This is a genomic window from Microbacterium sp. ZW T6_19 (genome assembly GCF_044987465.1).
GTDB classification, from domain to species: Bacteria; Actinomycetota; Actinomycetes; order Actinomycetales; family Microbacteriaceae; genus Microbacterium; species Microbacterium natoriense_A.
The window spans coordinates 508,663-518,653 of record NZ_JBJDRH010000002.1 but is presented as its reverse complement, the minus strand read 5'-3'; the positions used below and the strand labels follow the sequence as shown (position 1 = coordinate 518,653).

Sequence of the window (9,991 nt, the reverse complement as noted above, 5' to 3'; positions counted from 1 at the left end):
CCCCGTACACCCCGCCACCAGCGGGGCAGCCGCAGGCCGCGCAGCCGCCGGCGCCGCAGCCGCCGACCGGGCCCGGCGGCTACCCTCAGCAGGCTTATCAGCCGCCCGCGCCGCAGGCGTCTCATCCGCAGCAGCCGGCAGCACAGCAGGCGCCGAATCCGTACGGCGCTCCGCAACAGCAGGCCTACCCGCAACAGCAGGCCTACCCGCAGCAGCAGGCTTATCCGCAGCAGCCCGGATACCAGCAGCAGCAGGCTTATCCGCAGCAGCCCGGATACCAGCAGCAGCAGGCGTACCCGCCGCAGCCGGGACAGCCGCAGGCCGCTCCGCAGCCGGGCGCCCAGCCCCCGCACGCCTACACTCAGCAGCCCGCCGCCTCGCAGACGCCGCCCCAGCCGCCGTACGGCGCACCGCAGCAGCAGTACTCTGCGCAGCAGTATGCGTCGTCGAACTACGCGCCCGCGCATTTCACGCAGCAGCCCGGATACGCCTCGGTGCTTGCGCAGCCCACGCCGTACTCGCCGCCTGCGCCGATCGCCCCTTCGCCCGCCCAAGGCCTGCCGGCCCTGCCGGTGCCGAGGGGCAAGGGCAAACTCGTGCTGTACATCCTGTTCGGGTTCCTCGGCTTCCTGCTGCTCGCGCTGATCGGCTACTTCACCGTGTTCTTGGGCCCGCTCGCGTCGGTGATCGGTCTCGTCCTCGCCCTGGTGCCGCTCGCAATCGTGTTCTTCGTGGTCTGGATGATCGACCGCTGGGAGCCCGAACCCAAACTGATGGTGTTCTTCGCCGTCGCCTGGGGAGCCATCGCCGCGATCGGACTCACCCTGCTCCTCGATCTCGGACTCACGCTTCTGGTGGGCACTCGCAGCGACACCGCAGGAGCGGTCGTCCAGGCGCCGATCGTCGAGGAGCTGTTCAAGGGGCTCGGCGTGTATCTCATCTTCCTGATCGCCCGGCGGTCGTTCGACGGCCCCGTCGACGGTGTCGTCTACGGCGCACTGGTCGGCGCCGGATTCGCCTTCACCGAGAACATCCAGTACTTCGCGATCAGCCTGATCGAAGGCGGGGGAGCACAGCTCACCATGACGTTCGTCGTGCGAGCGATCCTGTCGCCGTTCGCGCACGCGATGTTCACCTCGCTTACGGGACTCGCCATCGGACTGGCCGCCCGCCGGCATGCATCGGCGGGCGCCGCACTGGGCTTCGCCGCGCTCGGCTGGCTCGGCGCGGTCTTCCTGCACGCGCTGTGGAACGGATCAGCCACCTTCGGCGACTTCTTCCTGCTGTACTTCCTTCTCCAGGTGCCGCTGTTCGTCGGCTTCATCTTCGGCGTCATCGCGCTGCGGCGTGAGGAGGCCCGTCTGACGAAGGCGCGCCTCAGCGACTACGCCGCCGCCGGCTGGTTCACGCCCGAGGAGGTCAACATGCTCGCCACGGCTGCGGGACGGAAGGTGGGCCTCAACTGGGCGGCCCAACTGCGCGGGGATCGTCGACCGCTCATGCGTGAGTTCATCAAGGACGCCACGACCCTCGCGATGGTTCGTCAGCGTTCCATCACCGGCCGTGATCCGATGGCGGCGCAGGACGAGCAGGCTCTGCTGGTGCGAACCAGGGCGACGAAGGCCGCACTGCTCGCCTACTGAGCTGATCATGAGCACGTTCATCCTGATCCACGGCGCGGGCGATGTCGGCTGGTCCTGGCATCTCGTGGCTCGGGAGCTGGTCGGGCGCGGTCACAGAGTGATCGCGCCCGACCTCCCGGGCGACGACGAGGTGCAGACTTTCGAGGACTATGCGGATGCCGTCGTCGCCGAGGCAGGGGTGCGTGGCGACGAGGTCGTAGTGGTCGGGCACTCGATGGGTGCGTACACGGCTCCGATCGTCGCGGAGCGCCTGGGCGCACGACTGCTGGTGCTGCTGGCAGGGATGATCCCGTCGCCCGGCGAGGCGCCGGATGAGTGGTGGAAGAACACCGGATACGAGGAGGCGGTCGCCGAGGCGTCGGCCCGCGACGGGGGTCGCACGGGGCATGAGGACCCCTTCGTGAGCTTCTACCATGACGTGCCGCGTGAACTCGCCGAGCGGGCGATGAGCTACGAGCGTGGACATCCTTCATCGACGGCCATGGCTGCGCCTTGGCCGATGGCAGCCTGGCCGTCTGCGCCGACCAGGTTCATCGTGTGCACTCAGGACAGGTTCTTTCCGCCGGAGTTCCTCAGAGCTCTGGCCCTGACCCGGCTCGATGTGGTGGCGGACGACATCGACGCCAGCCACTGCGCTCCTCTGAGCAGACCTGTCGAGCTGGCTGCGCTCCTCGCGGAATACGCCGCAGCGAGCGGAGAGTGAATCAGCGGCGGCTGGTTCGTGACAAGACTCAGCGCCCGGTGCTGCGGCGATGCCTGCAAGTCCTCCGGGCGCTGAGTTGATCTATGAACAGGGTGCACCCGGCATCCGCGAGTGTCAAGGTCTATTCGCCGTGACGACCAGATCCTCTCTCCGTGATGCATCTGGGATCACGCGGCCGCAGAGCGTCCGGGGGAGCGGAGCGTGTCTGCCGGAGTGCCGCATGGGCGCGCCGACGTGTTCGCTGTGAGCAGGTGCGCTCGCGTTGACCACGGCGCGGGCCTCGGGTTGTATGGAGGCATGACTGATCGTACGAAGCCTGAGTTCGACGCCCCCACCGGCCCCGCTCCCGCTGAGCTCGTCATCCGCGACATCATCGTGGGCGACGGCGCTGAGGCCAAGCCCGGCGACACCGTGACCGTGCACTACGCCGGTGTCGAGTTCGACTCCGGTGAGGAGTTCGACTCCTCGTGGGGTCGCGGAGAGACCATCCAGTTCCCGCTGCGCGGACTGATCCAGGGATGGCAGGACGGAATCCCCGGCATGAAGGTCGGCGGACGCCGCGAACTCGTGATCCCGCCGCACCTGGCATACGGCCCCGTCGGCGGCGGCCACTTCCTGTCCGGCAAGACTCTGATCTTCATCATCGACCTGGTTGCCGTCGGCTGATCAGACTCGCCTGGAAAGCGCCTCTCTCCCCGCGGAGAGGGGCGCTTTCCGCATCCGGCGGAGAAACCTCACATTCACAGGAATACATTCACATGCATGTAAGTTGGAACATGTGATGCCGCAGACGCGGACCGACGATCCTCTAGGAGACAGCATGACCATCGACATCCCCGGCTACCGCGCCGGCACCTGGACGCTCGACCCCGCTCACAGCGAGGTCACCTTCAGCGTGCGCCACATGATGATCTCGAAGGTGCGCGGCACCTTCGGAGTGAAGAGCGCGACTCTCGTGGCCCCGGAGAACCCGCTCGAGGCGACCGTCACGGCGAGCGTCGACGTCACCTCGATCGACACGAAGGACGAGAACCGCGACACGCACCTGCGTTCCGCCGACTTCTTCGACACCGAGGAGTATCCGACCATGGAGTTCGTCTCCACCGGCACCCGCGTCGAGGGTGGCGACTTCCTCGTCGACGGTGACCTGAGCATCCGCGGCATCACCAAGCCCGTCACTTTCGAGTTCGAGTTCGGCGGCTTCGGACAGGACCCGTACGGCAATTACAAGGCGGGCGCATCTGCGACCACCGTCATCAACCGCGAGGACTTCGGCCTCACCTGGAACGCGGCGCTTGAGACCGGCGGTGTGCTCGTCGGCAAGGACGTCACGATCACGCTCGATCTGCAGGGATCGCTGCAGGCCTGATGGTTCGCGCCTGATCGTTCACGAAGGAGAGGCGGATGCTGAGGCATCCGCCCCTCCTTCGTCAACGGGATAGTCGCGAACCGACCGCTCGAAGCGACACGGCCGCCCACGTGCGGAAGGGGCGCCAACGCTCGGAGATCGCGGCCACCTCCACCTCGTCGGGATCGTGATCGAGCGCGTACAGCTCGCGAACGGCAGCTCTCGTGTGAACTTCGTGGACGGGGAGCGCGTCGGCCGATCCGCACGCGCGGATCACGATCAGCGCGCTGTAGAACGGGCCGATGCCCGGGAGCCGTTGCAGCTCGATCATCGCCGCAGCGGGGTCCATCGAGGTCAGACGCCTCACGTCGAGCGTGCCGTCCAGAGCCGCGCGGGCGATCGCGTGCAGCCGGGGGATGCGGTCGGCGGGCAGCCCGGTGATCGCGTCGAGCGCCAGCAGCTGCTGCGGCAGTGGAACCGCAGGCTCGGCGCGTCCTGCCAGCGGGAACACCGCTCCGTGCTCACGGGACAGGCGCTCACGGAGCGCGATGCCCTGTCGACGGGCGCGTCGAGCCGACAGGATCGCCCAGACGGCAGCCTCGTACGGGCTGTAGAAATTCGAGGGCCGGAACCCCGGAGCTTCTGCGTGGACTCTGGCGAGCACCGGATCCGACGCGCAGACCGAGGCCCACGCTTCTCCGTCATGATCGGCCGAGACCACCCGAGCCACCTGCGCGGCGATCGCCGTGAGATCGCCCTCGCCGTGGACCGTGAGCGTGAGCGTGTCGCCGTCCTGGCGCACTTCGACGCCGACCTGCGCGTCGAGGGCGTCGGTGCAGAACGCGAGCCGCATGATTCCGTCGAACGTCGACTCATCGCGGTGGCCGAAGCCCATGAGGGCGACCTCGCCGAGATCGTACGGCCCGACCAGGGGGATCGTCGTGGTGCGGATCGGTGTGCTCATGCCGACACTCTGCACCCCGCCTCCGACATCGCGACGCTCAGCCGCGACGTCGGAACCGGATCCTGTTCTGCGTCAGCAGGATGCCTGCGAAGACGATCAGCGCGCCGACCGGCTCGTTCCAGCTGACCTCCTCATGAAGGATCAGAATGCCGAGCGTCACGCCGACGACGGGCGTGATGTAGGTCACGGTCGATGCGCGGGTCGGCCCCCATGCTCGCAGCACGTTCTGGTTCCAGACATAGGCGAGCCCGGTTCCGAGGAACCCGAGCAGGATCACCGAGCCGACGATCCAGATGTCCAGATGCACCGGGGTGAGGACGAGCACGGGAGAGAGCAGCACCATGATCGCCGCCGCCAGCCCGATGTTCAGGAACGAGAACACCAGTGCGCTCACGCCGGAGTCGCCCAGGAACCGGCGCATGTAGGCCAGGCTGAATCCGTAGCACGCTGTCGCTCCGAGGATCGCCAGCTGCGCTCCGATGCTCTGCCCGGCGTCGAGCCCCTGCCACGGCGCGATGATCACCATGACGCCGGAGATACCGACAAGGATGCCGATGATCTGCACGAGCTTGAGCTTCTCGACGCGGAACACGGCCCACGCCATGACCGCCGTCATGATCGGCGTCGTCGCGTTGAAGATGCTGGCGAGGCCCGAGCTCACGTGCTGCTGAGCCCACGAGAAGATCAGGAACGGGACGACGCAGAAGGTCACGGCGACGACGGTCAGATGCATCCAGGTGCGCAGGGCGCGCGGCAGCCGTTCGCGGCGGAGCGCGACGAAGAGGCCCAGGGCGAGGGCGCCCAGAACGAGACGCGACCAGACGACCTGTGCGGGGGAGATGCCGCCGAGGGCGACCTTCATGAACAGGAAGCTCGATCCCCACACGATGCCGGTCAGGATGAACTGGATCGTGATCGGTGCGCGGCGAGAGGATGTGGCTCCGGTGTGCGCTGTCGCCAAGGTCGAGGTCATGATCGAACTCTAACGACGGCGTACGACGCCGAAAGGCCTGGAGCACTGCGACGTCCGAATTCCGCCGACGATCGGCAGGATCGTGTCGTCAGGCTGCAGGCCGCTCAGCATCGTAGGCGCGGAAGCGCGGGTTCGCTCGAGCGAGCACGGCGACCAGGCCGATCACCAGGAAACCGCCCAGCAGCGGAGGGAACCACACTGCGGTGAGCGTCGCGAGCGCGCCGGCGTAGAGGGCGCCCACGCGCGGTCCGCCGGCGACCACGATGATGAAGACGCCCTGCAGGCGACCGCGCATGCTGTCGGGCACCGCCGCCTGCATCATCGTGTTGCGGTAGATGGAGCTGATGTTGTCGGCGGCGCCGGAGAGCGCGAGAGCGAAGCAGGCCGTCAGGATGAGTGCGAGGTTCGGCGTCTGCTCGGAGGCCCGGGGGAGGAAGACTCCCACCAGCAGGACGGCGCCGAACAGTGCGATGGCCGCGCCGTACGCCTGCACGGCGCGTTCGATGCCGCGCCCGTGCCAGCGGTACTGCACCACGCGCCCCGAGAACAGGCTGGACGCGAACGTGCCGACGGCGACGGCGGCGGTGAGGACGCCGGTGGTCACGGCGCCGCCGCCGAGCAGCACGGTGCCGAGGGCGGGGAACAGGGCGAGAGGCTGACCGAAGGTCATCGCGACGATGTCGAGGATGTACTGCATCCGGATGTTGCTCGAGCGGCGCAGGAACCGCCAGCCGTCCTTGAGCGACTCCAGCCCAGGGCGGACGATCTCGCCCTCGGGCTTCAGCGGCGGCAGCGTCCAGAGCCCGAGGAACATCGAGAGCATCAGCACGACGTCGATCGTGTATGTCCAGCCGTAGCCGGTGAGCGCGACCAGCACCCCCGCGAGGGCGGGTCCCGCCATGACGGTCAGCCCGAACGCGACGCCGTTCAGAGCGGATGCCGACGCCAGCATCTCTCGGGGGATGAGGCGCGGCACGATGGCGGTACGGGTGGCCATGCCCACCGAGTTCGCCGCGGAGTTGATCATGCTGAGGACGTAGAGCCACCAGATGGTCTCGAGGCCCGTCCATGTGAGCGCGGCGAGCAGTGCCGTCGATGCGAAGGTCACCGAGGCGGCGACAAGGGCGACGGAGCGCCTGTCGAAGGCGTCGGCGAGCATGCCTCCGTAGAGGCCGGCGAGGATCATGGGCACGAGTCCGGCGACGGCGATCATCGAGACCGCGAACGTGTTGTGAGTGAGGGCGAACACGTGCAGCATCACGGTGACGATCGTGAGCTGCCCGCCGATGCCAGTGAGCGTCGATCCGATCCACATCCGTGCGAACGCCGGACTCTCCTTCAACGGGGTGAGATCGATGAGGTGCCCGTTCGTGGCTCTCACTCCTCTGGCCGGTCCTGCATGCTTCGAGCGTATCCGAGAAGCGACAGGCGACTGGTCGTCTGCCGGTCGTGATCGCTGGTAGACTCTTCAGGTTGCCGTTTGATCGGCCGCGGATAAAGAGAGCTCGCACATCAGGTGCCGGGCACCGCGCAACAAGCAGAGAGGGGATCGAATCTATGGCACTGGAAGCAGACGTCAAGAAGGCGATCATCGAAGAGTACGCGACGCACCCCGGTGACACCGGATCCCCCGAGGTGCAGGTCGCAATGCTGACGCAGCGCATCAAGGACCTCACCGAGCACCTGAAGGAGCACAAGCACGACCACCACTCGCGTCGTGGCCTGTTCCTGCTCGTCGGTCAGCGCCGTCGCCTGCTGGGTTACCTGCAGGACATCGACATCAACCGCTACCGTTCGCTCATCGAGCGTCTCGGCCTGCGTCGATAAGGCATAACGACCAGCGTTCAATCGCGCAAAACGTTCTTGGAAGGCCGCCCCATGGTGTGGGGCGGCCTTCGTCGTGTCCGGGCTTGACCTGTGAGCTGCTTTCCTTTAGGAAAGTAAGAGACTTTCCGACGGGAAAGCGAACAGGAGCGCCGATCGTGGATCACAAGCCCATGCGAGGGATCGAACCGCTGGAGCCGCCCACTCCCGATCTGGCGCAGTCGTATCTCGACGAGATCGACGTCATCGAGCGACGACGGGACGAGCGGATCGATCGTCGGGCGGCAGGGTGGCAGCTCGCCTTCAACGGGCTGGGAGTCGCAGTCGTGCTGACGGCCTACCTGCTGGTCGTGCGCGGGAGCGATGGTGCGATGGCGCTTCAGCCCATGCTGTTCCTGCTCATCCTCTGGGGGCAGATCGGCGTAGGGGTGGCTGAGCGCTCCGGGGTGCGCTGGCGGACATCGGGCAAGAGGCCCTGGCAGGTGATCGTCGTGATCCTGCTCGCGATCGTGGCCGTCTGCTCTTTCATGGTGCTCTTGATCGACTCCGCCGAGCGTCCGCTGTGGGCGTTCTTCGTGCCGGGTGCGATCGTCGCGATCGGTTTCGGCGGGCCCGCTGCCGTCCAGTTCTTGCGCAGCCGGGGACGCGTCGCTGTCATCGAGCTGCCGTACGAGCCGATGCCACGTGCCTCACGCCTCGCCACAGCCGGTCTCGGGCTTCTTCTGGGCCTCGCGGTGCTGGCCGTCGGGTACGGATCCACCCTGTTCGCCTCCGTCGGCTCCACGATCCTCATGTTCGCAATGGTGGCGTGGATCCTGGCCTCGAGGACGGATGCCGGGCCGCAGGCTCTCGGGCGGTTCTGGAGATGGCCGCAGATCCTGGCCTACCTGCTCGGCGTGGCCGTCGTGATCGGGCTCAGTCTGCTGGAGGTCTACACGGACGTCGTGCAGTCGTGGATGATCGGGGCGTGCGCGGTGCTGGTCGTGCTGCTGCTCGCCGGCGCGGCGTTCCTGCCGGACGCGGGAGCACGACGGGCGGCGGATGGTCGCGATGGCTGATCGACAGGAATCCGCGAGCCGTGCGCACCCGCGCACGCGCCTCGACGACAACTTCTCGACGGGGCTGCGGTTCTCGCTGATGGCCTCTCTGGGCGAGCAGGTCGAACTCGACTTCGCGACTCTGGCCGACATCCTGCAGGCCAACGACTCGGCTCTCAGCAAGGCGATCTCGCACTTGAACGACGCCGGATACGTGGCGGTGACGAAAGGGCGCATCGGCAGTCGCCCCCGCACCTGGGTGCGCTCGACCGCGGCGGGGATCGACGCCTTCGCCGGTCATCTGAGCGCGCTGCGCGAGATCGTGGAGATCGGCGAGCAGCGCTCATCCTGACGGCTCCTCCCGATCAGCCCGCCGCGACCAGGTCCGGGTGGTGGATCGCCGCGACGTCCGGGTGGGCACGCAGCCTCGATTTCAGGGCGTTCTCGCCGTAAAGGGCGTGGATCGGATTCCGCGGATCGGCCGTGACGCCGGTCGCCGCGGCCGCGAGATCCTCGGGCAGCTCGATGAGCGGCAGTCGTTTGTCGAGTGCGGGGTTGAAGAAGAACGGGATCGAGATGCGCTCGTTCGGTGCCTGAGGTGAGACGACGCGGTGGTTCGTCGCCTTCAGATAGCCGCCGGTCGCGTACTCGAGCAGTTCGCCGATGTTGACGACGAATGCTCCGGGCACCGGGGGAGCGTCGACCCATGCGCCGTCGCGTTCGACCTGCAGACCGCCCTTGCCCGGTTCCACCCAGAGCAGCGTGAGAACGCCGGAATCCTTGTGCGCTCCGACACCCTGCTGCGGCTCGGGTTCGCGCGTACCCGGGTAACGGACGATCTTGATCAGCGTCGACGGCTCGCCGAAGTGCTCATCGAAGTAGTCGGACTCCGCTCCCAGAGTCTCGGCCCACGCGCGCAGGAGTTTGCGGGAGACCTCGGACAGCGTCGCATGCCACTCCGCCACGACGTCCTTCAGTTCCGGTTGTGCCGCAGGCCACAGGTTGGGGCCGATGAGCCGGTTGAACGCCGGGCCGCCGTCGACGGCATCCCGCTCCGGGCCGATGTCGATCTGCTCGCGCCAGTCGACCTGTCCCTGGGTGCGCTCGCCGCCGATGCGGGTGTAGCCGCGGAAGTGAGGACTGTTGACGTTCTCGATCGCGAGCTTCTCCTCTTCGGGCAGCGCGAAGAAGTCGAGCGCGGCGCGATGCAGGCGGGCTTCCAGCTCGGGGGAGACGCCCGTGCCGGTCAGATAGAAGAACCCCACGTCGTGCGTCGCCGCGCGCAGGTCGTCGCGGAATCGCGCAGCGGCCTCCGGACCGGCGTCGAGCTGAGAGAGGTCGAGGATCGGGAGCGAGAGTTCAGCCATGACCCGAGAGTAGATCGGGTTATCCCGGGGAGAGGCGAGTGTTGCAGAGGATTACCCGCGGTGACGGCGTTCGGACGACGCAGGAGCGGATGCTAGAGTCTTCTCGGTAAGGGATGCCTTACCTCATTCACC

Annotated in this window: 11 protein-coding genes; 7 read left to right on the top strand and 4 right to left on the bottom strand. The window is 67.3% G+C overall.

What is annotated here, in order from left to right; translation table 11 throughout:
- The 4 genes from ACI3KT_RS05055 to ACI3KT_RS05040 all read left to right on the top strand — a co-directional run.
- The coding region (locus ACI3KT_RS05055; RefSeq protein WP_404902863.1) for a PrsW family intramembrane metalloprotease at positions 1–1,643 on the top strand (1,643 nt) is incomplete at its 5' end.
- Positions 1,644–1,650: 7 nt separating this feature from the next.
- Positions 1,651–2,346, top strand: coding sequence for an alpha/beta fold hydrolase (locus ACI3KT_RS05050; RefSeq protein ID WP_404902862.1), 696 nt, complete (start codon positions 1,651–1,653; stop codon positions 2,344–2,346).
- Between the two features lie 297 nt (positions 2,347–2,643).
- Positions 2,644–3,012, top strand: a complete 369-nt coding sequence (locus tag ACI3KT_RS05045) for an FKBP-type peptidyl-prolyl cis-trans isomerase (RefSeq protein ID WP_130496616.1) — start codon at positions 2,644–2,646, stop codon at positions 3,010–3,012.
- Between the two features lie 154 nt (positions 3,013–3,166).
- Positions 3,167–3,715 carry a YceI family protein gene (locus tag ACI3KT_RS05040; RefSeq protein WP_307296241.1) on the top strand — a complete coding sequence of 183 codons (549 nt, stop codon included), beginning with the start codon at positions 3,167–3,169 and terminating at the stop codon, positions 3,713–3,715.
- A gap of 61 nt (positions 3,716–3,776) precedes the next feature.
- Here ACI3KT_RS05040 and ACI3KT_RS05035 read toward each other — a convergent pair whose 3' ends face one another.
- The 3 genes from ACI3KT_RS05035 to ACI3KT_RS05025 all read right to left on the bottom strand — a co-directional run bounded on the left by ACI3KT_RS05035 (position 3,777) and on the right by ACI3KT_RS05025 (position 7,012).
- A complete protein-coding gene (locus ACI3KT_RS05035) occupies positions 3,777–4,658 on the bottom strand; it encodes a DNA-3-methyladenine glycosylase family protein (RefSeq protein ID WP_404902861.1) in 882 nt (293 codons plus the stop codon).
- Positions 4,659–4,695: 37 nt separating this feature from the next.
- The gene (locus ACI3KT_RS05030; RefSeq protein ID WP_307296247.1) at positions 4,696–5,631 is read right to left on the bottom strand and encodes a DMT family transporter; all 936 of its coding nucleotides are present in this window, start codon (positions 5,629–5,631) and stop codon (positions 4,696–4,698) included.
- Between the two features lie 88 nt (positions 5,632–5,719).
- Complete coding sequence (locus tag ACI3KT_RS05025) at positions 5,720–7,012, bottom strand: MFS transporter (protein WP_307296250.1); 1,293 nt, start codon at positions 7,010–7,012, stop codon at positions 5,720–5,722.
- Between the two features lie 176 nt (positions 7,013–7,188).
- On the opposite strand from ACI3KT_RS05025, the gene rpsO reads away from it, so the two are divergent.
- From rpsO to ACI3KT_RS05010, 3 genes are all read left to right on the top strand, one after another.
- Positions 7,189–7,458: a 30S ribosomal protein S15 gene (rpsO, locus tag ACI3KT_RS05020; protein WP_005048780.1), complete on the top strand. Its 270-nt coding sequence runs from the start codon at positions 7,189–7,191 to the stop codon at positions 7,456–7,458.
- A 155-nt stretch (positions 7,459–7,613) separates the two neighbouring features.
- Positions 7,614–8,513 (top strand): hypothetical protein, encoded by a 900-nt coding sequence (locus tag ACI3KT_RS05015; RefSeq protein WP_404902860.1) that lies wholly within the window; start codon positions 7,614–7,616, stop codon positions 8,511–8,513.
- Complete coding sequence (locus ACI3KT_RS05010; protein ID WP_292905827.1) at positions 8,506–8,844, top strand: transcriptional regulator; 339 nt, start codon at positions 8,506–8,508, stop codon at positions 8,842–8,844. The genes ACI3KT_RS05015 and ACI3KT_RS05010 overlap by 8 nt, the downstream gene beginning before the upstream one ends.
- A gap of 13 nt (positions 8,845–8,857) precedes the next feature.
- Here ACI3KT_RS05010 and ACI3KT_RS05005 read toward each other — a convergent pair whose 3' ends face one another.
- Complete coding sequence (locus ACI3KT_RS05005; protein WP_404902858.1) at positions 8,858–9,859, bottom strand: isopenicillin N synthase family dioxygenase; 1,002 nt, start codon at positions 9,857–9,859, stop codon at positions 8,858–8,860.
- Positions 9,860–9,991: the final 132 nt, after the last annotated feature.

Excerpts from the sequence above, each read along its gene's own strand:
- rpsO (WP_005048780.1), top strand. The coding sequence starts at position 7,189 with ATGGCACTGGAAGCAGACGTCAAGAAGGCGATCATCGAAGAGTACGCG.
- ACI3KT_RS05035 (WP_404902861.1), bottom strand. The coding sequence starts at position 4,658 with ATGAGCACACCGATCCGCACCACGACGATCCCCCTGGTCGGGCCGTAC.
- ACI3KT_RS05010 (WP_292905827.1), top strand. The coding sequence starts at position 8,506 with ATGGCTGATCGACAGGAATCCGCGAGCCGTGCGCACCCGCGCACGCGC.
- ACI3KT_RS05050 (WP_404902862.1), top strand. The coding sequence starts at position 1,651 with ATGAGCACGTTCATCCTGATCCACGGCGCGGGCGATGTCGGCTGGTCC.
- ACI3KT_RS05030 (WP_307296247.1), bottom strand. The coding sequence starts at position 5,631 with ATGACCTCGACCTTGGCGACAGCGCACACCGGAGCCACATCCTCTCGC.
- ACI3KT_RS05045 (WP_130496616.1), top strand. The coding sequence starts at position 2,644 with ATGACTGATCGTACGAAGCCTGAGTTCGACGCCCCCACCGGCCCCGCT.
- ACI3KT_RS05005 (WP_404902858.1), bottom strand. The coding sequence starts at position 9,859 with ATGGCTGAACTCTCGCTCCCGATCCTCGACCTCTCTCAGCTCGACGCC.
- ACI3KT_RS05040 (WP_307296241.1), top strand. The coding sequence starts at position 3,167 with ATGACCATCGACATCCCCGGCTACCGCGCCGGCACCTGGACGCTCGAC.